Annotated in this window: 22 protein-coding genes; 7 read left to right on the top strand and 15 right to left on the bottom strand. The window is 60.4% G+C overall.

Annotation, left to right across the window (positions count from 1 at the left end):
• Window positions 1–363 precede the first annotated feature (363 nt).
• From msrQ to mrcB, 9 genes are all read right to left on the bottom strand, one after another.
• A complete protein-coding gene (gene msrQ / locus ACZ5BO_RS29800; protein ID WP_025131293.1) occupies window positions 364–984 on the bottom strand; it encodes a protein-methionine-sulfoxide reductase heme-binding subunit MsrQ in 621 nt (206 codons plus the stop codon).
• Window positions 984–1,997 (bottom strand): protein-methionine-sulfoxide reductase catalytic subunit MsrP, encoded by a 1,014-nt coding sequence (gene msrP, locus ACZ5BO_RS29805; RefSeq protein WP_464697258.1) that lies wholly within the window; start codon window positions 1,995–1,997, stop codon window positions 984–986. Before msrP ends, msrQ begins: the two co-directional genes overlap by 1 nt.
• Window positions 1,998–2,060: 63 nt before the next feature.
• On the bottom strand, window positions 2,061–2,918 hold the full coding sequence (gene pssA, locus ACZ5BO_RS29810) for a CDP-diacylglycerol--serine O-phosphatidyltransferase (protein ID WP_011063487.1): 858 nt from the start codon (window positions 2,916–2,918) through the stop codon (window positions 2,061–2,063).
• 146 nt (window positions 2,919–3,064) lie between these two features.
• Window positions 3,065–4,081, bottom strand: coding sequence for a ketol-acid reductoisomerase (ilvC, locus tag ACZ5BO_RS29815; RefSeq protein WP_007959661.1), 1,017 nt, complete (start codon window positions 4,079–4,081; stop codon window positions 3,065–3,067).
• A gap of 45 nt (window positions 4,082–4,126) precedes the next feature.
• A complete protein-coding gene (gene ilvN / locus ACZ5BO_RS29820; RefSeq protein ID WP_011063488.1) occupies window positions 4,127–4,618 on the bottom strand; it encodes an acetolactate synthase small subunit in 492 nt (163 codons plus the stop codon).
• 1 nt (window position 4,619) lies between these two features.
• Window positions 4,620–6,344 (bottom strand): acetolactate synthase 3 large subunit, encoded by a 1,725-nt coding sequence (locus ACZ5BO_RS29825; RefSeq protein WP_025131291.1) that lies wholly within the window; start codon window positions 6,342–6,344, stop codon window positions 4,620–4,622.
• Between the two features lie 625 nt (window positions 6,345–6,969).
• Window positions 6,970–7,305, bottom strand: a complete 336-nt coding sequence (locus ACZ5BO_RS29830) for a YqcC family protein (RefSeq protein ID WP_025131290.1) — start codon at window positions 7,303–7,305, stop codon at window positions 6,970–6,972.
• Entirely contained in the window at window positions 7,305–8,036 is a 732-nt protein-coding gene (locus tag ACZ5BO_RS29835; protein ID WP_464697259.1) for a tetratricopeptide repeat protein, read from the bottom strand. The genes ACZ5BO_RS29830 and ACZ5BO_RS29835 overlap by 1 nt, the downstream gene beginning before the upstream one ends.
• Window positions 8,037–8,052: 16 nt before the next feature.
• Window positions 8,053–10,377 carry a penicillin-binding protein 1B gene (gene mrcB, locus ACZ5BO_RS29840; protein WP_025131288.1) on the bottom strand — a complete coding sequence of 775 codons (2,325 nt, stop codon included), beginning with the start codon at window positions 10,375–10,377 and terminating at the stop codon, window positions 8,053–8,055.
• Between the two features lie 115 nt (window positions 10,378–10,492).
• Here mrcB and ACZ5BO_RS29845 point away from each other — a divergent pair, with 115 nt between their 5' ends.
• The 4 genes from ACZ5BO_RS29845 (at window position 10,493) to ACZ5BO_RS29860 (ending at window position 13,799) form a co-directional block, all read left to right on the top strand.
• On the top strand, window positions 10,493–12,049 hold the full coding sequence (locus ACZ5BO_RS29845; protein WP_464697260.1) for a bifunctional aminoglycoside phosphotransferase/ATP-binding protein: 1,557 nt from the start codon (window positions 10,493–10,495) through the stop codon (window positions 12,047–12,049).
• A gap of 93 nt (window positions 12,050–12,142) precedes the next feature.
• Window positions 12,143–12,487: a pentapeptide repeat-containing protein gene (locus ACZ5BO_RS29850; protein ID WP_025131286.1), complete on the top strand. Its 345-nt coding sequence runs from the start codon at window positions 12,143–12,145 to the stop codon at window positions 12,485–12,487.
• 225 nt (window positions 12,488–12,712) lie between these two features.
• Window positions 12,713–12,985: a TfoX/Sxy family protein gene (locus ACZ5BO_RS29855; protein WP_025131285.1), complete on the top strand. Its 273-nt coding sequence runs from the start codon at window positions 12,713–12,715 to the stop codon at window positions 12,983–12,985.
• A gap of 13 nt (window positions 12,986–12,998) precedes the next feature.
• Window positions 12,999–13,799: a Crp/Fnr family transcriptional regulator gene (locus tag ACZ5BO_RS29860; RefSeq protein ID WP_464697261.1), complete on the top strand. Its 801-nt coding sequence runs from the start codon at window positions 12,999–13,001 to the stop codon at window positions 13,797–13,799.
• Window positions 13,800–14,035: 236 nt separating this feature from the next.
• Here the strand turns inward: ACZ5BO_RS29860 and ACZ5BO_RS29865 are convergent, their stop codons facing one another.
• Genes ACZ5BO_RS29865 through ACZ5BO_RS29880 form a run of 4 tightly spaced genes read right to left on the bottom strand, consistent with a single transcriptional unit; the run spans window position 14,036 to window position 17,594 of the window.
• Window positions 14,036–14,893, bottom strand: a complete 858-nt coding sequence (locus ACZ5BO_RS29865; RefSeq protein WP_464697262.1) for a ChaN family lipoprotein — start codon at window positions 14,891–14,893, stop codon at window positions 14,036–14,038.
• Between the two features lie 24 nt (window positions 14,894–14,917).
• Window positions 14,918–15,685: a heme ABC transporter ATP-binding protein gene (locus ACZ5BO_RS29870; RefSeq protein WP_025131282.1), complete on the bottom strand. Its 768-nt coding sequence runs from the start codon at window positions 15,683–15,685 to the stop codon at window positions 14,918–14,920.
• Window positions 15,685–16,722 (bottom strand): FecCD family ABC transporter permease, encoded by a 1,038-nt coding sequence (locus ACZ5BO_RS29875; RefSeq protein WP_025131281.1) that lies wholly within the window; start codon window positions 16,720–16,722, stop codon window positions 15,685–15,687. The genes ACZ5BO_RS29870 and ACZ5BO_RS29875 overlap by 1 nt, the downstream gene beginning before the upstream one ends.
• Window positions 16,719–17,594 (bottom strand): heme/hemin ABC transporter substrate-binding protein, encoded by an 876-nt coding sequence (locus tag ACZ5BO_RS29880; RefSeq protein WP_025131280.1) that lies wholly within the window; start codon window positions 17,592–17,594, stop codon window positions 16,719–16,721. The genes ACZ5BO_RS29875 and ACZ5BO_RS29880 overlap by 4 nt, the downstream gene beginning before the upstream one ends.
• Before the next feature lie 218 nt (window positions 17,595–17,812).
• Between ACZ5BO_RS29880 and ACZ5BO_RS29885 the strand changes: the two genes are divergently transcribed.
• Window positions 17,813–18,130 (top strand): Rieske (2Fe-2S) protein, encoded by a 318-nt coding sequence (locus ACZ5BO_RS29885; protein ID WP_025131279.1) that lies wholly within the window; start codon window positions 17,813–17,815, stop codon window positions 18,128–18,130.
• On the opposite strand, the gene sfsA is transcribed toward ACZ5BO_RS29885, so the two are convergent.
• Together sfsA and ACZ5BO_RS29895 are read right to left on the bottom strand one after the other, a co-directional pair.
• On the bottom strand, window positions 18,127–18,840 hold the full coding sequence (gene sfsA, locus ACZ5BO_RS29890; RefSeq protein ID WP_025131278.1) for a DNA/RNA nuclease SfsA: 714 nt from the start codon (window positions 18,838–18,840) through the stop codon (window positions 18,127–18,129). The genes ACZ5BO_RS29885 and sfsA overlap by 4 nt on opposite strands.
• Window positions 18,840–20,012 (bottom strand): pyridoxal phosphate-dependent aminotransferase, encoded by a 1,173-nt coding sequence (locus tag ACZ5BO_RS29895; protein ID WP_464697263.1) that lies wholly within the window; start codon window positions 20,010–20,012, stop codon window positions 18,840–18,842. The genes sfsA and ACZ5BO_RS29895 overlap by 1 nt, the downstream gene beginning before the upstream one ends.
• A gap of 340 nt (window positions 20,013–20,352) precedes the next feature.
• Here ACZ5BO_RS29895 and dksA point away from each other — a divergent pair, with 340 nt between their 5' ends.
• Window positions 20,353–20,793, top strand: a complete 441-nt coding sequence (gene dksA, locus ACZ5BO_RS29900) for an RNA polymerase-binding protein DksA (RefSeq protein WP_011063504.1) — start codon at window positions 20,353–20,355, stop codon at window positions 20,791–20,793.
• Window positions 20,794–20,906: 113 nt separating this feature from the next.
• Window positions 20,907–21,803 carry a tRNA glutamyl-Q(34) synthetase GluQRS gene (gene gluQRS / locus ACZ5BO_RS29905; RefSeq protein WP_464697264.1) on the top strand — a complete coding sequence of 299 codons (897 nt, stop codon included), beginning with the start codon at window positions 20,907–20,909 and terminating at the stop codon, window positions 21,801–21,803.
• Window positions 21,804–21,870 lie beyond the last annotated feature (67 nt).

The raw sequence follows: 21,870 nt of genomic DNA on the forward strand, positions 1-21,870 counted from the left end.
GCGCGCATTCTACAGCAGCCTCATTTGCTGTCAAGTGATTTTTTAAGAAGTTTTCAAAGTTTCGCTTGGAAATCCTTAACAACTTCAACCACTTGCGCTTCCGATCTCTCGTTAGCGGGAGGCGAATTCTACAGCGTTACACGCTGCTGTCAACACCTCTTTTTCACCGCTTTCGACCGAGAGGATCGAATCGTTAATAGGGCGAAAACACACTGCCTTATTAACTGCTTCTGGCTTCGATGAACTGAAGCGTAACCGCTGTCGAAAACTGCATAACTCGTTGAGTTTCAAGGAGTTTTCCGTTTCGACTGCGCCGGAAGTGGGGCGAATTATAGACCTGTAGAATCTGCCGTCAACCCTTAATTACGCTTTTGTTGCAGAAGATGCTTTTCGCGCAATTAAACGGGGAATTCGACGCATCACCGGAGGCACACGCAGCAGCAGTAACATCCCACCTATAAAGGCATAGACCGCCCACTCCTTCAGATCTGCGCGGACGATCCACAGCATATGCAGCAATCCCAATCCCAGGACGACATAGACCAAACGATGCAGCTTCTTCCATCGCGCCCCCAGGTGACGCTGGCTATAGCGATTGGATGTCAGCGCCAGGACCAATAACAAGAGGAAGCCCAGACTGCCAACAAGGATGTAAGGCCGCTTGCGCAACTCCACACCCAGCTGTGACCAGTCCAACCCCAGAATGAACACCCCGTAGGCACTCAGGTGCAGCACCACATAAGCGAAGCACCACAAGCCCAATTGCCGACGCAGTGCAATCCAGACCGGCCACCCCGTAAGCTTCTGCAATGGCGTCATGCCCAAAGTGATCAGGAGCAACACCAACGCCCCCAATCCCAAGCGATCAACCATCACCTTGCCTGGGTCTGGCCCCAGGGCCTGTGCCCAAGCTTCATACAGCCAATACAGCGGCAAGGCAGCTGCGGCAAGAAAGACGCCTACACGCCAAAACGGATAACGCATCAGTAGTTCTTCCGCAAATCCATGCCGCTATATAAAGCAGCGACTTCATCGGAGTAGCCATTGAACATCTGCGTTTCCCGCACATTGGGACTGAACAGACCGCTCGGCAGCCGCCGCTCACGTGCCTGGGTCCAGCGTGGATGATCGACAGTAGGGTTCACATTTGCGTAAAAACCATACTCGTTGGCCGCAATGCTCTGCCAGGTCGTTTTTGGCTGCTCGCTAACCAGGCTGATACGGACAATGGACTTCACGCTTTTGAAACCGTACTTCCAAGGCACGACCAAACGCAGCGGCGCACCATTTTGATTGGGCAACTCACGCCCATACATACCCACCGCCATGATCGCCAAGGGGTTCATCGCCTCATCAAGACGCAACCCTTCCACATAGGGCCAGTCGATCAAGGCAAAACCCGAGCGCTGGCCTGGCATGCTCTTGGGATCCTGCAAGGTTTCAAAACGAATGTACTTGGCCTTTGACGTCGGCTCCACCTGCTTGAGCAATGCAGAAATCGGAAAGCCAATCCATGGAATCACCATCGACCAAGCCTCCACACAGCGCAATCGATAGATACGCTCCTCCAACTGGTAAGGCTTCATGAAGTCTTCCAGGGCGTAACGGCCCGGCTTCCCCACTTCACCATCCACCACCACACTCCAGGGCTCGGTTTTCAGCGCCCCCGCATTGGCAGCGGGATCACCTTTGTCGGTTCCGAACTCATAGAAGTTGTTGTAATGGGTGGCGTCCTTGAAAGGAGTGATCGCCTCTCCCTGAACGGTAACGGCCTGCCAACGGGTACTCGGCAACTTGTCAGCAAACCACGCAGGTGCCCTGCCCGGCTCGACCTCCGCGTATTGACCAGCAACATCTGCACTGGCCCAACGAGGCAAGCCCGACAGCGCGACACCTGCCGCTGTTGCGCCTAGAAGCTGGCGACGAGAGATATAGAGGGATTCTGGCGTGACATCCGACTCTTTCGAATCCGATGCCTTGGGGAATTTGAACAGCATGGCAACTCCGCAGTATTGGAGGACAGATGCACCAATAGACTGCGGAGTATGGGGGAAATTACATCACTCGACGCTTTTGCGGCGACGAAGGTGCAACAGGTACTGAATCGGGCCGGAAGCTGCGTACGCAAGGAACACCAACAGCAGGATACGCGGCGGATCGCTGAACACCACGGCGAACACCAGCACCACCGCCAGGATCGCCACAAAAGGCACGCGACCTTTCAGGTCCAGGTCCTTGAAGCTGTTGTACTTGATGTTGCTGACCATCAGCATGCCGGCAGCCGCCACCATCAAGGCCACCAGGAAGGACATCTTCGAGCCCTGGATCCCGTAATCGCTGAAGGCCCAGACGATACCCGCCACCACACCTGCAGCCGCGGGACTGGCCAGGCCGATGAAGTAGCGCTTGTCCGCCGTACCGACCTGGGTATTGAAACGCGCCAGACGCAGGGCGGCACCTGCCACATAGATGAAGGCGACCATCCAGCCCACCTTGCCCATGTCTCCCAGCGCCCAGCCGAAGGCCAGCAACGCCGGCGCTACGCCGAAGGCAACCATATCCGACAGCGAGTCGTACTCGGCGCCGAATGCACTTTGAGTGTTGGTCATCCGGGCTACGCGCCCGTCCAACCCGTCGAGCACCATGGCGACAAAAATGGCAATGGCCGCAAAGGCGAAGTACTTGCTCGCCCCCGCCGCATCTCCGGCGCTCATCGCACTCTGGGCGCTCATGGAACTGATGATGGAATAGAAGCCTGCGAACAGGTTCGCAGTGGTGAACAGATTCGGCAGAAGATAGATACCACGATGCCGGACTTTACGGCCTTCAGCGTCATGCCCTTCTTCGACATGCTCATCGATCGGTAGCAGGCTTTCGGCGTCAGAGGCCTGGTTTGGCTCTTCGGGACGTTCGCTCATGGACAATACCTTGCAACGGTGTGAAAAGTTTCGACAGATACCCAGGACCGCGATTCGGCCACAAAGGATCCAGCTTTATACCAGAACCTATCCGTCCAAACGAAAAAACGCGGCCTAGGCCGCGTTTTCCCTGACAAGACTCGAACTTAGTTCTTGGCTTTGTCGACGATCTTGTTGGCACCGATCCACGGCATCATCGAACGCAGTTGCTCGCCGATGATTTCGATACCGTGAGCGGCGTTGTTACGACGCTTGGCGGTCATCGATGGGTAGCCGGTAGCACCTTCGCTGATGAACATCTTGGCGTATTCGCCGTCCTGGATGCGCTTCAGAGCGTTGCGCATGGCCTGACGGGATTCGGCGTTGATGACTTCAGGGCCGGTCACGTACTCGCCGTACTCGGCGTTGTTGGAGATCGAGTAGTTCATGTTGGCGATACCGCCTTCGTACATGAGGTCAACGATCAGCTTCAGTTCGTGCAGGCACTCGAAGTAGGCCATTTCTGGCGCGTAGCCCGCTTCAACCAGGGTCTCAAAACCGGCCTTGACCAGCTCAACGGTACCGCCGCACAGAACAGCCTGCTCGCCGAACAGGTCGGTTTCAGTCTCGTCCTTGAAGGTGGTTTCGATGATGCCGGTACGGCCGCCGCCGACGCCTGCGGCGTAGGACAGGGCAACGTTCTTGGCGTTGCCGGAAGCGTCCTGGTAGATCGCGATCAGGTCAGGGATACCGCCGCCCTTGACGAACTCGGAGCGCACGGTATGGCCCGGGGCCTTCGGCGCGATCATGATCACGTCGAGGTCGGCACGTGGCACAACCTGGTTGTAGTGGATCGCGAAGCCGTGGGAGAAGGCCAGGGTGGCGCCCTTCTTGATGTTCGGCTCGATTTCATTCTTGTACAGCTGGGACTGGAACTCGTCCGGGGTCAGGATCATGACCAGGTCGGCGCCGGCAACGGCTGCGGCAACGTCGGTCACTTTCAGGCCGTGGGCTTCAGCCTTGGCAACGGTAGCCGAGCCCTTACGCAGGCCGACAGTTACGTCGACGCCAGAGTCTTTCAGGTTGCAGGCTTGAGCGTGGCCCTGGGAACCGTAGCCGATGATGGCAACTTTCTTGCCTTGGATGATCGACAGGTCGCAGTCTTTATCGTAGAAAACTTTCATGAATTTCCCCTATATCAGGCCGTTCCGGCCATTGGCTAATTTGAGTTAGATGCTCAGTACTTTGTCGCCACGGGCAATCCCGGTGACACCACTGCGTACGGTTTCCAGAATCGATGCGGTGCCGATCGATTGAATGAAGCTGTCGAGCTTGTCGCTGGTACCGGTCAGTTGCACGGTATACACGCTGGCGCTGACATCAACGATCTGCCCACGGTAAATATCGGTGGTGCGCTTGACCTCGGCACGCTGGGCGCCGGTGGCCTTGATCTTGACCAACATCAGCTCGCGCTCGATGTGAGCACTTTCCGACAGGTCCACCAATTTCACCACTTCGACCAGCTTGTTCAGGTTCTTGGTGATCTGCTCGATGATCTCGTCGTGACCGACAGTGGTGAGGGTCAGACGCGACAGGGTCGGATCTTCGGTCGGCGCCACAGTCAGGCTTTCGATGTTGTAGTTACGTTGCGAGAACAGGCCTACAACACGGGACAAGGCGCCCGGTTCGTTTTCCAGAAGCAGGGAGATAATGTGCCGCATGTTAAGTACGCTCCGTCTTGCTCAGCCACATATCGCGCATGGAGCCGTCTTTGATCTGCATCGGATAGACGTGCTCGCTGGTGTCGACCTGGATATCGAGGAACACCAGGCGATCCTTCATCGCGAACGCTTCTTCCATCTTCGGCTTCAGATCCTTCAGATCCGTGATACGCATGCCCACATGACCATAGGCCTCGACCAGCTTGACGAAGTCAGGCAGCGATTCCATGTAGGAATGCGAGTGGCGGCTGCCATAGCTCATGTCCTGCCATTGGCGCACCATGCCCAGCACACCGTTGTTCAGGTTGATGATCTTGACCGGCAGATCGTACTGCAGGCAGGTGGACAGCTCCTGGATGTTCATCTGGATACTGCCTTCGCCGGTAACGCAGGCGACATCACTCTCCGGGAAGCTCAACTTGACGCCCATGGCTGCCGGGAAGCCAAAGCCCATGGTCCCCAGGCCGCCGGAGTTGATCCAGCGATTGGGCTTGTTGAACTTGTAGTACTGCGCCGCGAACATCTGATGCTGCCCCACGTCGGAGGTGACATAGGCATCGCCCCTGGTCACTTCGCACAGGGTCTCGATCACGGTCTGTGGCTTGATGATGCTGCCGTCGCCCTTGTCGTACGGGAACAGGCCGCGATCACCGCGCCACTCGTCGATCTGCTTCCACCAGCTGGCGACCGTGTCCTTGTTCGGGGTTTCGCCGATCTCCTTGAGGGCCGCAACCATTTCGGTCAGCACGCTCTCCACCGGACCCACGATCGGCACGTCGGCCTTGATGGTCTTGGAGATGGAGGCCGGGTCGATGTCGACATGGATGATCTTGGCGTTCGGGCAGAACTTCGGTGCACCGTTGATCACCCGGTCATCGAAGCGCGCACCCACGGCCAGGATCACATCGGCATGGTGCATGGTCAGGTTGGCGGTGTAACTGCCGTGCATACCCAGCATGCCGACGAACTGGCGATCGGTGCCCGGGTAGGCGCCCAGGCCCATCAGGGTGTTGGTCACTGGCAGATTGAGCATCTTGGCCAGTTCGGTCAGCGGTGCGGAGCCGCCACCGAGGATCACGCCGCCGCCTGCATAAAGCACAGGACGCTTGGCCGCCAGGAGCATTTCTGCTGCCTTGCGAATTTGCCCGGAGTGACCGCGAACAGCTGGGCTGTAGGAGCGCAGCTTGGCTTTCTTGGGAAAAACGTATTCGAACTTTTCAGCCGGGTTGGTCATGTCCTTGGGAATATCGACCACGACAGGGCCAGGACGACCGGATTGCGCCAGGTAGAACGCCTTCTTCATGACTTCCGGGATTTCCGAAGCGTGCTTGATCATGAAGCTGTGCTTCACGATCGGCCGGGAGATACCGATCATGTCGGTTTCCTGGAACGCATCGGTGCCGACCATGGTGCTGGGCACCTGACCGGAAATGATCACCATTGGAATCGAATCCATATAGGCGGTGGCAATGCCGGTAATGGCATTGGTCGCGCCCGGGCCGGAAGTCACCAGTACCACACCGGCTTTACCGGTGGCACGGGCGTAGCCGTCAGCCATATGGGTTGCCGCTTGTTCGTGGCGAACCAGGATGTGGGTCACTTCCGGCTCTTTGAACAGGGCATCGTAAACATGCAGGAGAGCACCACCCGGGTACCCGTAGATATACTTGACGCCTTCGTCACGCAAAAAGCGGACGAGCATGTCACCGCCAGATAAAAGCTCCACGTTGTTCACCTCTAAAACGCCAGAATACCGCCCTCAAAAGGGAGCGGGTCTTAATAGGTTTACTTCTCAGCAGAGCATGAGCGACGGTGGTCGCCGACTACGTCAGCACTGACTGAGCAAGTATTGGGAGCCCCCCAAAGTGTTGCGGGGTTTTCCCACCCAGCGCGAGGTAACGCGTTGCGGGTGTAGCACTTCGGCGCGGATGTGCGCCTCATGATCTGCTGAGTGGGTCTGCTTCTGGCAGTCCCTCTACAGCGGACTTTGGATTCTTCTGTTTCGTCCTCTTCAAGTCAAGCCGTCTATGTAGTTAATTCGAACTAAGCGCATGAGAACGCAAGAAAAAACCCAAAAACGACAGCTGCCTGCGCTTCAATTGCGCATTCCTCGACAAGCAACTCAGAAATGCGAACCCCGACTTTAGTCATCGACCTATTGATCAACTCTAATGCTCCATGGCAAAGGCAGCCGCAAGCCAGCCCCCGACGCGACAGAACGCTCGGAACTCATCAAAGAGGGTTTGACTGAAAGAATGCGCAATCCGCGGGAAAGAGCGACCGTGATCGCTCATGAGTGATCAGCACGGGACAATGCAGAACGACTGCCAGGGGCACCTGGCAGTCCTGGATCAGCGGGTGGTGACGATCAACTGATCAAACTCTTTGAGCAAGACCCGAAGTTGACGATCACGCCCTTGCATCGAACGAGCGGAGAACACCATCTCGGCCATTTCCTGGATCCCGGACGCGTTGGGCAGGGGTAGATTCTGCTCCAGGATCATTTTCATCCGTGGCAGGAAGATCCATTGCAGCCACTGTTCGAATTCCAGGGTATCCACGGCGAAAGGCTCGGTGCTGGCAAGGGCCTCGGTGCTGGGTGCAGCCTCATCCCACAGCTCTTGAGCCCTCATCTCGCGCTCGATCAGCAACAGTTGTTCGGCGATCCGGGGCAAGCGCTCATCCATCACAGCGAGACCCGGGCTTTCTGCCGAGCCTGGGCAGCACCGGCAGCGTCACCCTGCTTCTCACGTGCCTGGGCAATCAATTCCCACAGGCTCGCCTGAAGGTCGGGACGACCATTGGCGAAACTCAGGCCACGACGAGCAAACTGCTCGGCTTGCGGTGCGTCGCCCTGCGCCATGCGCACCTGGGCCAGACGATAGAGCACCTGCGGCTCACGGGGCGCCACTCGCTGCGCACGCTCGAGACTGGAGGAGGCACCGTTCAGGTCGCCACCGGACTGCTGCTGCTGAGCGGTCGTCAACAATGCCAGCACCGGGCCGTCCAACTGCTCATCGGCAGACAAGCCACCGGCGCGCGCCGAAGGAATTCCACTCGGTGTCGAAGGCATGTTGTAAGTGCCCTGACTGATTGGCGCCGACTGATAGTTCGCGCCATCCACCGGGCCCGGAGTGATCGGCCCCGGCGTAATGGGGGTGCTGCTGATCGGCGCCGAGGCGGTTGCACCACCACCCGGGACCATGACCACGACCCCGGAGTCTTCTGGAATAGCCTGAGCCTGGGCTTGTGCCGGGCGCTTGATGGTCGTCTGGCGGAAGCCTCCGGAAGCGGAGATCCGCTCACTGTTGGACACGGCGGTGCCGGAGTCCACGACGGGAATGGAGCCGCGCTGCACACTGGCGCAACCGTTGAGCAATGCCAGAGCTGTAATAGCTGGAACCCACCACTTGTTCACGTCAAACCCTCATCGCTTAGTTCATCCAGCCCTTGACCCAATCCATCACCGATTCGCCATCTGCAGGGGTTCCCCCTCCACAAGACGCGCCAGGAGGCGGTTCGCTGCCGCGAATATACGGCATCTGCACCGCCCCCGGACAGTTGGCATCGGAGCCTTGCCCGGTGCGCGAATCGATCCACGCCTGAACCACGTTATCCGGCTGCGGCATATCCAGCGGCAACGGGTCGGCCTTGCGCATGAAACTGGTCCACACCTGCAGGGCACCGGTGGCACCGGTGAACGGAGTCTTGCCATTGTCGTCGCGGCCCAACCACACCACCGCCAACAGATCCTGGCTGAAGCCGGCGAACCAGCTGTCACGGGAATCGTTACTGGTTCCGGTCTTGCCCGCCAGCGCCAGGGTTTTGGGCAGCACGTTGTACACCGAACTACCGGTGCCTTCGCGCATCACCCGCTGCATCGCACTCTGGATCAGGTAGATCGAGCCGGCATCGAAACGCTGCTGGATCTGGAATGGGTAGCGCTTGAGCGGCTCGCCCTCGGCGGTCAGCACACTGCGAATCCCACGCATCGGCGTATTGAAGCCGCCATTGGCCAGGGTCTGGTACATGGTTGCCACTTCTATCGGGCTCATGCCCCCCGCCCCCAGCAACATCGAGGGAAAGGCCGGGAACTCCCGGGTCACGCCCAAGCGCCCAAGGGTCTTCAAGACATTGGGTACCCCTACTTCCAGACCCAGTCGGGCAGTGGAGAGGTTGTAGGAATGGGCCAGCCCCTGATACAGGAAAACCGTGCCATGGGAACGCCGATCGTAGTTCTGCGGCTTCCACACTTGGCCATCGGCCCCCTTGACCGAGAAGGCTTCATCGGACAGCCAACTGGTCAAGGTGTACTGGCTAGGCTTTTCCAGGGCGGTCAGGTAGACCGCCGGCTTGATCAGCGAGCCGATCGGGCGCACTGCGTCCAGTGCCCGGTTGAAGCCGGCAAAGCTGGCCTGGCGACTGCCAATCATGGCCTGGACTTCACCGGTTTCCGGGTTGGTCACCACCATCGCCGCCTCGACGTCTTCCGAACCCTTGCGCCCTGCCAGGCGCTTGAAGGTGTCGTTGACCGAGGCCTCCGCCTTCATCTGCAGGATCGGGTCGAAACTGGTGAAGATACGCAGGCCTTCTTCGGTCAAGTCCTCGTCGCGGTAGTCTTCACGCAACTGGCGCTTCACCAGATCAAGGAAACCGGGGAACGAGCTGTCGGCCAGGCTGCCGCGCTTGGTGACGCCCAGGGGCATCTTCTTCGCTGCTTCGACCTGCTCGGCCGTGGCCACGCCCTGCTGTTCAAGCAGATCAAGCACCAGGTTGCGCCGCTCCATCGCACGTTCCGGATAACGCCGCGGGTTGTAATAGGAAGGTCCCTTGACCATGCCCACCAGCAACGCCACCTGATGCAACTTGAGCTCGGACAGCGGCTGGCTGAAGAAGAACTGACTGGCCAGCCCAAAACCGTGCACCGCACGCTGACCGTCCTGGCCGACGAATACCTCATTGAGGTAGGCCTCGAGAATCTCGCGCTTGTCGTAATGCAGTTCCAGCAGCAGCGCCATCATCGCTTCATTGAGCTTGCGCGACAGGCTGCGCTCGTTGGTCAGGAAGAAGTTCTTCACCAACTGCTGGGTCAGCGTACTGCCGCCCTGGCGCATCTGGCCCGACGAGGTGTTGACCCAGATCGCCCGGGCAATCGACTTCGGCGATACCCCATGGTGCGAATAAAAGTCACGGTCTTCCACCGCCACCAGGGTTTCCAGCAGATACGGCGGGACCTGGTCGATTTTGATCAGGATCCGGTCTTCAAGGTTCTTCGGGTACAGGCCGCCGATCAACAGCGGCTCCAGGCGTACCACAGCCAGCTTGGCGCCCTTGCTGCCGGAAAGCTCCGCCACATAGTCGCCGGAGAAGCGCACGCGTACCGGCTGTGCCTGCTCCAGCCCTTCATAGAACTGGAAGCCACGGGTATTCAAGTCAACGGTATTGCCGCTCACCGCCGCGGCGCCTGGGCCGTTGGCGATACTTTCGCGACGATAGCCCAGGGCATCGAGTTCCGTCAGGAAGTCGTCCTTGCTGAGCTTTTGTCCGACGAACAGCTCAAGCGGGCGCGCATAGACCTTGGCTGGAATGGTCCAGCGCTTGCCGGAGAACTTTTCCTGGACCACGGCATCGAGGTAAACCGCAAAGCCGGCGAGCACCACCAGACCGACCAGACTGAGCTTGAGCGCCCAGCCCAGCCAGGGGCGCAGGCCACCAGACGGAGTTTTTTTAGCGGAACGGGGGGATCGGGTACGAGTCATGGCGGCGGATTATACGCACTTTATTCATCCTCAACATGTGCCGGCCGAGGTTTGCCTTAGCGCCTGCAGCGGCCATAATGACGCCCTCGATTTTCCCGACTCTGAAGGATCGCCCGTGAGCCAGTCCCTGATCGCCGCCCTGCAAAACCCCGCTTTGTACCCGCATCCCGTAGATGGGTTCCAGGTCATCGAAACCCACATTTCCTGGGTACTGCTCACCGGTCCCTTTGCCTATAAAGTGAAGAAGCCGGTCAACTTCGGTTTCCTTGACTTCACCAGCCTGGATGCTCGCGAACACTTCTGCTCTGAAGAACTGCGCCTGAACCAGCGTCTGACCGATGACCTGTACCTGGAAGTGCTGCCCATCACCGGCAGCAGCGAGGCCCCAGAACTGTGCGGCAGCGGCGCGGCCATCGAATACGTCCTGAAAATGCGCCAGTTTCCCCAGAGCCAGTTGCTCAGCACCCTGCAAGCCAACAGCGAACTGACCACTGCCCACATCGACGAGATGGCCCAGCAGATCGCCCAGTTCCACCTCAGCGCCCCCAAGGTGCCGGCCGACCACGAGGCAGGGACCCCAGAAAGCGTGATGGCCCCGGTGCGTCAGAACTTCGAGCAGATTCGTCCATTCCTCAGCGACAAGGCCGACCTGCAGCAGCTCGAAGCCCTGGAAGCCTGGGCTGAAGCCAGTTACGAGCGCCTCAAGCCACTGCTGGCTCAACGCAAGAGCGAAGGCTTCATTCGCGAGTGCCACGGCGATATCCACCTGGGCAACGCCACCCTCATCAACGGCAAGGTGGTGATTTTCGACTGCATCGAATTCAACGAACCGTTCCGTTTCACCGATGTGTACGCCGATACCGGTTTCCTCGCCATGGACCTGGAAGACCGTGGCCTGAAAAGCCTGGCACGGCGTTTCATCAGCCAATACCTGGAGCTGACCGGCGACTACCAGGGCCTTGAGCTGCTCAACTTCTACAAAGCCTATCGCGCCCTGGTGCGCGCCAAGGTCAGCCTGTTCAGCATGCCTGCCGATGCCACTCCGGTACAGCGCGCCACCACCCTGCGCCAGTACCGCAACTACGCCAACCTGGCGGAAAGCTACAGCACCATTCCCTCGCGTTTCCTGGCCATCACCTCGGGTGTCTCGGCGGTCGGCAAGAGCAGCGTGGCCATGCGCCTGGTGGAAGCCTTGGGCGCCATCCGCCTGCGCTCGGACGTGGAGCGCAAGCGCCTGTTCGGCGAGCAGCAAGTACCCAATGACGTGCATGCCGGCATCTACAGCAGCGAGGCCAGCAATGCCACCTACACTCGCCTGCATGAAGTGGCCGAAATCATCCTGCGCGCCGGCTTCCCGGTGGTGATCGATGCCACCTACCTCAAACGCGCCCAACGAGATGCCGCGGCCAAGGTCGCTGAAGCCACCGGGACGCCGTGCCTGATCATCGACTGCAATGCACCTGAGGCGGTGATCGCCAGCTGGCTGGCGCAACGCCAGGCCGATCAAAACGATCCGTCCGATGCCACCCTGGAAGTGATCGCGACCCAGCAAGCCACTCGCGAAGCCTTGACCGACGAAGAACTGTTGCGCAGCAAACGCGTCGAAACCAACGAAAGCGGTAGCCTGGACGCCCTGGTCGCCAACATTCGCCAGCGTCTCCCCGGCCTGTAATCGACTATTTCAGCCGTGAAGCGGCAAAGACTTCACGGCTGAAAAATAGTGGCACTATACTGGCGTCATAAATCCAACACGGATGACGTCGCCATGAGCCAACCAAAACTTCTCGATACTCCGCTTTACGCCCTGCTGCATAAAGACGACATCGTCGGCTTCAACCGCGAACGTCCGAAGGATCAGCCCATCGACATGCGAAGCGGTGACTTCCGGGGCCTCGATCTGCGGGAACTGAACGCCGAAGGTGTCGACTTCACCGATGCTTATTTCCGCTCTGCCGATCTGCGCGGCCTGGATCTCAGACACTCCTCCATGGAAGGTGCCAGCCTGGCCCATGCACAGATTTCCGGTGCCTACTTCCCGGTAGAACTGAGTGCCGACGAGATTCTCATGTCAGTCAATTTCGGCACCCGCCTGCGTTACCGCACCCGCTAGGCCAGTTCGTCCTGCCCTGTCCGGTGCCCACTTCGCGCCGGACTGTGGATCCCCGCTCCCTCGCTTCCCCCCCTCCTCCCTCCTCTTTCAAGGCTTTCCGGGCCCCGATGTGCCCGCCTTAGAAGCATTTGCGTCCAAACCGACCAAAGAACAGCGCGTTTTCTACTGAGCGCTACACTCCTTTGAGGCTGCCCACTCACCATTCGGCCATCGCCAGGAGGCTTAATGAATGATGAACTGCAACACTTGAAGAACCTTGGCAAGACATCTGCACAATGGCTGCATGCAGTGGGCATCCACAGTGCTTCCGACTTGCGTCGCCTGGGCGCAGTGGATGCTTATCGGGCAGTGCGCACCCGCGGCTTTCGTGCCTCCAAGGTTCTCCTGTATGCCATCGAAGGCGCATTGATGGACATGCACTGGAACGATCTCCCTGCCGAACGCAAAGAGGCGCTGAACAAGCAGTTGGACGCCATTTCCACTCGTCATAAAAACTGACCGGCAGAACCTTATGTATCTATTGGGGGAGCAACCGGCCTACGCCGATGCCTTGATCAATCGGCTGCAGAGCCTTCCAGCCCAAATGCTGGAAGGCCTCTCGCCTGCTGGTCCGAAGCTGGATCTAGCCCCAGTGGCCGATCTCTCCGGCGCTTTGCCCGGGCACCAGTTGTTCCTGCTGGACAGTGGCGTGATCCAGGCCCGTGTCGAAGAGCGCCCCCTGTTTTATCTGCACGAGGGCGACCTGGTAGGGTTGCGGCGCGGCATCGAGCATCCGCAGTGGCAACTGGGATGCGACACCCCGCTACAGCTGATTCCCTACCTGAGGACCGAAGTGTTCCGGCATATCTATGCCGATGAACAACGCTCGGAGCTGCTGCTGCAATACCTGATTGGCCAGACGGCTTTGCTGTCCGATGCGGTCGCCCGTCTGAAGCCGCCGGAGCTGCGCAGCAGCAACGGCTTCAAACGGGTGGAAACCGGCGAGCTGCTGATTGCCCAAGGTGATGAGGCCGATCATGTGTTCGTGATTCTCGAAGGCCGGGCAGAGGCCTTCGTCGACGGGCACAAAGTGGGCGATGTACCCAAGGACGAGATTTTCGGCGCCATGGCCGTCTTTACCGGAGAAAAACGCAGTGCCAGCGTCATTGCCAGTGAACCCAGCACGGTCATGCTGATCCCCAAGGAGCAGTTTCTCAGTCTGACCCAGAGCAACCCGCGGATCGCCCACAGCCTGATTGAAAGCATGGCCCGGCGCATTGACCTGCTGAACAAGGAAGTGACCCGGCTCATGGCTCTGAACCAGCCGGACTGAGGTCGGTTTACGAGGATCCAAACAAGCGTTTGGCGAAATATGCAAAAAACTGAAAAAGCTTTGTTGACTTCGAAATGAGAATCGTTATGATTATCACAACTGGTCGCGAGATCAGTTGGATAACCTGGAAGACCAGTGGTTCGGACTCTCAGATTATCTCCTCATCAGGCTAATCACGGTTATTTGACCCGGCTCTTGCCGGGTCTTTTTTTGTCCGTAAAAAGGCATCGCGATCATCACCGCAATGCCGCGCAATAATCCTTGGCCGGCTGGGCCGGTGTGTACCAGACAAAGTCGGCGGACGAGGCCGCCACCGGAGTGCCCCGCTCCGCCAGGATCAACACCACGACTTCCTGCTTCTGGTCCAGATCCGCCACATGCAAGGGCACCCCGAGGTCCTTGCGCCCGTGGAAGGTTCCAGCAAACAACAGGGCCGGGGTCGGTGCCGCCAGCAGTCGCTCGGCCATCCGCCGATCACGCTGCTGCTGCACGGCAAGCATGGCCGGCACCTGGCTATCTGGCAGCAAGCCACAATGGGATTCACGGATCTGCGTCGACAAGGCCTCTGTCACCGCAGGAGCGCCGGCCCGCTCCCCCGAGAGCAATGGCGCGCGCCCGTAGACTTCTCGCACTTCCTGGCGATCCAGGTTGGCAGCCAGCAACGGGTAGGGCTGCCTTAGCGCATACCCCACCAACGGACCGTAAAGGCTCCACTGCCAGCCTGACTGCCAGGCCAGCAGGCCGGGCAGATCATCAGGCAGGCGAGCGCCCTCAAGAGAACGCTTCAGCGCATCGACTTTTGGCTGCTGATCGGGATTGAGCATTTCCAGTAGCAGGCTGCCCTGAGGTCGCGCCACGACCATTGAACGCAACAACCACAATTGCACGGCATGGTGGTCGGCATTGTCGTGCTGTTCGCCGACGATCACCCGCGGGATAACGGCCAGGCGGGCCACCAGTTCGTCCGGGGCAAGCACCTGACCACTGCGCAGATCGATGATATTGCCGGAATAATCCTCCACCGGAGGCGGCAAGAGCTCGAGCGAGCTCCGACAGCCGGCCAGCAGGATTGCCAGCAGCAGGAGTGCACGCATCCTTTCTTCTCCCCAGGTTTCAGATCAACGGGCAATGATCAACGGATGCCCCCGTTCAGGATGCTCCTGCACCAGGACTTCCAGGCCAAATACCTCTTTCAACGGTTCAGGACGCAGCACCGCAGCCGGCGTCCCCAGCGAATGGGGGCGCCCGCCCTCCAGCAACAGCACGCGATCACAGTAGCGTGCTGCCAGATTCAGGTCGTGGAGAATGATCAGCACCGCCGCACCGCGATCGGCAAACGCCCGAATGGCTTGCAATGTAACGTGCTGGTGCAAGGGGTCGAGAGCCGAGGTGGGCTCGTCGAGCAGCAAGTTATGCCCCGCTTGCCCCGGCCATAGTTGCGCCAGGACCCGAGCCAGGTGCACTCGCTGGCGCTCGCCTCCCGACAGCGCCAAGTAGCTGCGTCCCCACAGGTGGGTGACATCGGCCGCCTCAAGCGCAGCATTGACGATCTCTTCATCACGCGCACGGCCACTCTGATGGGGCAACCTTCCCAGCCCCACCACTTCTTCGACTCGAAAGGCGAAATCCAGGCTGGACGCCTGGGGCAGCACGGCCAACCGTTGCGCGCGCAACGCCCCTTCCCACTGCGCCAGCTCACGCTGATCCAGCGATACCCGGCCCTGGTGGGCTGCCAGCTCGCCACTCAAGGCCCCCAGCAGGCTGCTTTTACCCGCACCATTGGGCCCCAGCACCCCTAGTACTTCCCCGGGCAACAGCTGCAGATCGATACCGGCCAATACGTCTTTGCCACCACGTCGGACGTGCAGGTTCTCCACTCGCAACATCAGGCTCGCCCTCGCAACAACAGATACAGAAAGAACGGCGCACCAATGAATGCAGTGACAATCCCGATAGGCAGCTCGGCCGGCGCCAACGCCAGGCGAGCCACCAGGTCCGCCAGCAGCAGCAGGCTGGCTCCCGCGAGGATCGATGCGGGCAGCAAGGTCCGATGATCCGGCCCCGACAACAGACGCACCAGATGCGGCACCACCAGACCAACAAAGCCGATCATCCCCGCAGCAGCAACCGCGGCGCCCACACCCAGGGCGGTACAGAACACCAGTTCGCGCTTGAGCCCTTCAACATCGATCCCCAGGTGCTTGGCCTCGGACTCCCCCAGCAGCAGCGCATTCAGCGCCTTGGCCCGGCGCGGCAACCACAGCGCCACCGCGGTGGTCACCAGCAGCAACGGCCACAGGCGCTGATAACTGGCGCCGTTGAGGCTGCCCAGGTTCCAGAAGGTCAAGGTGCGCAGGGTGGCGTCATCCGCCAGATAGGTGAACAGCCCCACGGCCGAACCGGCCAGGGCGGTTAACGCGATCCCCGCCAGCAGCATGGTCGCCACGTGGGTCTGGCCATTGCGCCGTCCCAGGCGATAGACCAGCGCCGTCACTCCCAGCCCACCCAGAAAGGCACAGAGTGAAAGCAGATAGGGGCCAATGGCCTCTGGCAGGCCACCGAACATCGAGCCACCGACAATCGCGACGGCTGCGCCCAATGCGGCACCGCTGGACACTCCCACCAGCCCCGGATCCGCCAGGGGATTGCGAAACAGCCCCTGCATGGCCACCCCGGACAAGGCCAGGACTCCGCCCACAGCCAGCCCCAGCAGCGTCCGTGGCAGACGGATCTGCCCAAGGATCAGCTCCGCCTGCTCCAGCCCCTGCCCATCGATCGGTAGCCCCAGCAACCGCAGGGCGGCACGCAAGGTATCGAACAACGGCAGACTGACCGGCCCCAGGGCCAGAGACAACCAGATGGCCAGGAGGCACAGGGCGCCCAGCCCGAGAAACAACGCTCTTGGTTTGACCAGACGACTCATTGGGCCGGCTTGGCCTGGGGATAGAACGCGGTCGACAGACGCTTCAGGCTGTCCGGCAGACGGGGGCCCAGGCCGCCCACCAGCAAGGTCGGATCCAGCTCGACCACACGCCCGGCCTTGGCCGCCGCTGTGGCCGCCAATACCGGATTCTCCTTGAACAGGGCCGCACGGGCCGCATCACCGGTCAGGCTGCGATCGGAGAACACCAGCACCTGGGGGTTCAAACCCGCCAGGGACTCCACCGAAAACGGCTTGTAACCGGTATGAGTCGCCAGATTGCGTCCGCCCGCCTGCTGCAGCAACCAGTCCGCAGCGGTGTCCTTGCCTGCTATCAGGGGTTTTCCACCGGCATGCCCGAGCAACAACAGCACCCCGGGCGCAGCCTGTTGCGCCTGGGCCTGGGCGACCCAGGCCTTCTGCTGTTCGAGTTGCTGTTGATATCCCTGAAACAGCTCTGCGGCCTGTCCCTCACGCCCCAGAAGCTGTCCCAGGTGCTGCAGGGTGTGCTGCAGGGTCGGCAGGTCCGCTTGCGCGGAAAACAGCTCGACCTGGACCCCGGCACTGCGTATCTGCGACAGCACTGGCGGCGGGCCCATCTCTTCGGTGCCCACCAGGATCTGCGGTCGCAGGCTGAGGATGCCTTCGGCCGACAACTGGCGCTGATAACCGATGCTCGGCAATGCCTTGAGAGAAGCCGGGTGCTGGCTGGTGGTATCGACGCCCACCAGTTTCGACTCGGCCCCCAGGGCCGCCACCCACTCGGACAAGGCTCCACCAGCACTGACCCAACGCTGCGGCAACTCATCGGCGGTGGCCCATTGGCTCACCAGCAATCCGGCACAGAACGCAATGGCGCTGGCTCTCAGGCGCATAAGAACATTTCCTTGATAGAGGTGAAGCCCGCAAGGCAGCTGTCCATGTGACATGCCAGGCAGAGCAGGCATCGAAATGAGCAAGTGCCCCATGACGAGCGAGGCGGCCATTTGATAATTGTTTTCATTTGGCCGTCAAGCGTCGACATGTTTCATTCTGCAGTCACGGAAAAACTGTGACAGCCTGAGCGCAGAGCCGTTGGAACCTGAGGATAGCCATGAAATTTCTTTGCGCCGCAAGTGATCTGCCCGAGGCCGGCAGCCGCGGTTTCCAGCTCGGTGGGGTGAAGCTGTTTGCCGTACGCCGCGAACATCAGGCCTATGTGTATGCCAATCGCTGTCCACACCGCGGCGTCTCCCTGGAGTGGCAACCCGACCAGTTCCTCGATCCCAGCGCCAGCCTGATCCAGTGCGCCACCCACGGCGCGCTGTTTCTGATTGAAAGTGGCGAGTGCGTGGCCGGCCCCTGCGCCGGCCAGTTCCTGGAAGCCATCGACTGTCGCGAAGACAGCCAGGGAATCTGGGTCGACCTCTAGCCTTCGAGCAACACCTCAAGACGTCGGTCGATGCAGACCTCTTGTGCGGTCAGGCGAACGCCGTAGGCCAGCACTTCGACTCCCGCCGCCACAGCCTCCCGCAAGGCAGCCGCATACCCCGGGTCGATTTCCTGCGCCGGACGCACTGCCTCGATCCCCGAAAGGTTGACGCAATACAGCTGCACCGCGCGTACGCCGTCCCGGGCCAAGCTCGCCAACTCGCGCAAGTGCTTGGCTCCGCGCTGGGTCACGGCATCGGGAAACGCCGCCACCGCCGAGCCATCGAACCCCAGGGTGACGCTCTTGACCTCGACATAGGCCGGCCCTTCCGGGTAATCCAGGCGAAAATCGATGCGACTGTTCTCTTGCCCATAGGGCACTTCGCGCTTGAGCCCGCTGAACCCGTTCAATTCGCTGATCAGCCCGGCCCGCAGCGCCTCCTCAACCAGCGAATTGGCCCGCGCGGTATTCACGCAAGCCAGCCGCCCCTGAGGCGTCTCACTGATTTCCCAAGTGCCCGGCAGCTTGCGCTTGGGATCATTGGAACGGCTGAACCAGACCTGGCCGCCTTCGACCATGCAGTTGAACATCGAGCCGGTATTGGGGCAGTGGATGGTCAACTGTTCGCCGCCAAGGGTTTCAATATCAGCCAGGAAACGTTTGTAGCGACGCAGCAGACGCCCTTCTTCCAGGGGAGGATCGAAGCGCATCAGCCTTGCCAACTCTGCAGGCCGCGGGCAATGCGCTCCACGGCTTCCTGCAGGCGCTCCAGGCTCTGGGTGTAGGCAAATCGCACATGATGGCCGGCTTGATGGCGACCAAAATCCAGCCCCGGCGTGAAGGCCAGATGCTCGGTCTCCAGGAAGTGCCGGCAGAAGGCAAAGGCATCGCCGCCAAAGGCACTGATATCGGCGTACAGGTAAAACGCCCCCTCGGGTTCTACGGCAATGCCGAACCCCAGCTCGCGCAAGGCGGGCAGAAGGAAATCGCGACGCCGGCCGAATTCGGCACGACGCTCTTCCAGAATGCTGATGGTTTCCGGCTCGAAACAGGCCAGGGCGGCATACTGGGCCATGCTCGGCGCGCTGATGTAGAGGTTCTGCGCCAGCTTCTCCAGCTCACCGATGGCCGCCGGCGGCGCCACCAGCCAACCCAGGCGCCAGCCGGTCATGCCGAAATACTTGGAGAAACTGTTCAGGACAAAGGCACTGTCATCGACTTCCAGCACGCTGGCAGCATCCGTGCCATAGGTCAGGCCGTGATAGATCTCGTCCACCACCAAATGCCCATTGCGCGCCTTGACTGCAGCGGACAGGCCAGCCAGCTCGTCGCGACTGAGCAGGGTGCCCGTCGGGTTCGCCGGTGAGGCCACCAGGGCGCCGACGCTGTCTTGATCCCAATAGCGCTCCACCAGGTCCGGTGTCAGTTGGTAACGCACGTCCGGCCCCACCGGAACCAGTTGCGCAGCCCCCTCCACCAGACGCAGAAAGTGCCGGTTGCACGGATAGCCCGGGTCTGCCAGCAGCCAATGCTTGCCCGGGTCCACCAGCAGGCTGCTGGCCAACAGCAAGGCGCCGGAACCACCGGGGGTGATCATGATCCGCTCGGGGTCGATATCCAGGCCATAACGCTGTTGATAGAAGCCGGAGATCGCCCGCCGCAACTCGGGAATTCCGCGCGCCGCGGTATAGCGGGTCTTGCCCGCACTCAATGCCGCCTGCCCGGCCTTGATGATCGGCTCGGCCGTGGTGAAGTCCGGTTCGCCGATCTCCAGGTGAATCACATCATGCCCGGCGGCCTGCAACTCATTGGCGCGGGCCAGCAGGGCCATGACATGGAAAGGTTCGATAGCGCGACTGCGCGCACTGTAGGGCAGAGCCATTAGCCTTCCTTCAATTCGAGTGGGGAGCAAAAGTCCGATTCTACCCATCTGGCGAAGTCCGGGAGAACCCGAGGCCATATGAGCGGTCTGTTGCCTTGCGCCAACAGGTGCCCACATAACCTGCAGACTTGACTAAAATCAATGATTGAACGAACCGATCAGCAAGCCGCGTCGGACTTTTCCCGTCCTTGTGAGCCAGGCAGCACATAGGCTCGACAACCGGGAGTAGCGCGCTCTGGTTTGATCTGGTAAGTTCGCCCGCTTGCAGCCGCAGGGCCGGCAAGTGTCGGAGATGGAGCAATCCTGCGCAATGGATTACAAGAGTAGAGGCGGTCCATTCATGCCCACCCAAGCAAAGCAACAGATTCAATCGATCAGCGGTTTTGAACCTTATGTTGAAACTGCGGGCGAAGAGTACATGGGCAAGCCCATGCGCGAGCACTTCACCAAGATCCTGAACAAGTGGAAACAGGACTTGATGCAGGAAGTCGACCGCACTGTTGATCACATGAAAGACGAAGCAGCCAACTTCCCCGACCCGGCCGACCGCGCCAGCCAGGAAGAAGAGTTCAGCCTTGAACTGCGTGCTCGCGATCGTGAGCGCAAGTTGATCAAGAAGATCGACAAGACCCTGCAGTTGATCGAAGACGAAGAGTACGGCTGGTGTGAATCCTGCGGAGTCGAGATCGGTATCCGCCGCCTGGAAGCCCGCCCAACCGCCGACATGTGCGTCGACTGTAAGACCCTGGCGGAAATCAAGGAAAAACAGGTCGGCAAGTAATCGCCAGCCTGAACCTGAAACGGAGCGTATACACGCTCCGTTTTCGTTTCTGCCTTCCCCCGCCTCCCTGACAGCATCGTCACCACGGGGCCAGACGAAGTAACATCCGCTCCATGACTGCCTCCACATCCTCTGCATATATCGGGCGCTTCGCGCCTACTCCCAGCGGCTACCTGCACTTCGGCTCGCTGGTCGCCGCCCTGGCCTCCTATCTGGACGCCCGCGCCGCCGGCGGGCGCTGGCTGCTGCGCATGGAAGATCTCGATCCGCCCCGGGAGGAACCCGGCGCCCAGGCAGCCATTCTCAAGGCCCTGGAAAGCTACGGTTTCGAGTGGGATGGCGAAATGATCCGCCAGAGCGATCGCCACGATGCCTACGCTGCAGTTCTCAACCGCCTGTTCAACCAGGGGCTCGCCTACGCCTGCACCTGTTCGCGCAAGCAACTGGAGCCCTACCAGGGCATTTATCCCGGGCTGTGCCGCAACCTCGGCCACGCCCAGGACAACGCGGCGATCCGCCTGCGGGTACCGGAGCTTGAATACCGCTTCATCGACCGGGTTCAGGGCGAGTACCGCCAGCATCTGGGTCGGGAAGTCGGGGACTTCGTGATCCGTCGTCGGGACGGCCTCTATGCCTATCAACTGGCCGTGGTGCTCGATGACGCCTGGCAGGGCATCACCGATATCGTTCGTGGCGCCGACCTGCTGGACTCCACACCACGCCAGCTGTACCTGCAGGAGCTGCTGGGACTGCCACAGCCACGCTATTTGCACGTGCCCCTGATCACCCAGCCGGACGGCCACAAGCTGGGCAAGTCCTATCGTTCGCCGCCCCTGACCGAGGACCGGGCACCGCCTCTGCTGCTGCGGGCCCTGCGAGCACTGGGCCAGAAACCGGGCAACGAACTCGAGGGAGCCCCCGTGACACAGATCATGAGCTGGGGCGTCGCCCACTGGGATGCGAGCCTGATTCCACGCACACTGAGCGTGCCGGAAGCGCAATTAAGCTGACGCCCCTTGCAGCTTGGCGCCCATCCGTTACCATCGCCGCACGTTTTCGGGCACGCACACAATAAAG

This window comes from Pseudomonas sp. FFPRI_1 (genome assembly GCF_055384485.1).